Raw genomic sequence first — 1,354 nt, 5'->3', positions numbered from 1 at the left:
CTTTAGGCAAGAACAGCTTTCACCGGTGGGGCGTCAACGAGCAGGACGAACGGGTGCTGAAGAAGAAGGTAGGCCGGCGTGCCTGGTTGCGGGAGCTGGCGAATCTGCCGGTGTGCTGGATCGGGATGGAGGCGTGTGGCGGTGCCCCCCATTGGGCGCGCGAGCTGAGCGCGCAAGGACACGAGGTGCGGCTGATGGCACCGCAATTGGTCACGGGCTACGTCAAGAGCAACAAGAACGACGACAAGGATGCGGCGGGCATGTGCGAGGCGGTGGGACGAGCCAACATGCGCTTGGTTGCGGTCAAGACGGTTGAGCAGCAAGACTTGCAGGCGTTGCACCGGATGCGTCAAGCGGCGGTCAAGGCGCGTACGGCCGTGGTCAATCAAATGCGCGGCTTGCTGGGCGAGTATGGTCTGGTGGTGCCCAAGGGGGCGGGGCGGCGGCGGCGGGCGCTGCCGGAGATGCTCGAAGACAGCGAGAACCAACTCTCGGCGCTGCTCACGAAACGCGTGAGGAGTACACCAACACCGGTTGCGTAGGTAGCACACACCTGATGGCAAGCCAGGTCAGACCGGTACCGCTCAAACCGGCTCCACCGCTGAGGCCTTCGAGGCCGATAGGATGTTCCAGGCGAGGTGCGCGAATCGCCAGCGAGGCCGTGGGCATCTGAATGCCCAGACAGAGGCCGGATAGATGACAGCAACCTTTCCCTTCGCCAAATCATGCGTGTTTTACCTTGCAAACGGGATGGGGCCATATATGCGGTGAGCACAGCGAACCGCATCATTGATGCGGCAAGCACCTACTGGTAGTGTTAAGGTTTGAATGGAAACATCGCCACTAGCAGTGGGTTGGGCACGCCACACGCAGCACCCCCTCTCCCTCCGAGGGTGTCGTAAAAGGCACCGATCTTCGCCTTTTGACCCCCTCTCCCCAACCCCTCTCCCGGCGGGAGAGGGGCTTTTGCGACACCCTCTCCGGGGGAGAGGGCCGGGGAGAGGGGACAAAGCGCTCGTTCCCACGCTCCAGAGACTGTGAAAGTATTACTGGATTTTCGGAGTCATAGGAAGGAACAACACAATTGTCTACTTTGGGTCGAAAATACTTCTCCCAAATCCTACATGAGATAGAATTTAGTGTGAAATATGGCGGCTTACCCCACCGTTTTCGGGAAAGACGAATACTTTCACAGTCTCTCCAGCGTGGGAACGCCGTCTTGTCCGTTCCAGCGGACCGTACCCCTGGGTGCTGACAGGTGTCGGCCTGAGCCGGTCCTACCTGGTTGCTTGTCGACGCTGAAGCGTCGGGATTTGCTCCCACGCTGGAGAGATTGTGAAAGAATTCGCGGGCA

At 60.0% G+C, this 1,354-nt stretch carries 1 protein-coding gene; it reads left to right on the top strand.

Features of this window, described 5'->3' with window-relative positions; translation table 11 throughout:
• The coding region (locus tag E1958_RS19495) for an IS110 family RNA-guided transposase (RefSeq protein ID WP_133513352.1) at positions 1-542 on the top strand (542 nt) is incomplete at its 5' end.
• Positions 543-1,354: the final 812 nt, after the last annotated feature.

The organism is Candidatus Thiosymbion oneisti (genome assembly GCF_004359955.1).
Lineage (GTDB): Bacteria > Pseudomonadota > Gammaproteobacteria > Chromatiales > Chromatiaceae > Thiosymbion > Thiosymbion oneisti.
Note: the sequence above shows the minus strand (reverse complement) of the source record. Positions and strands in the feature narration are given on the sequence as shown.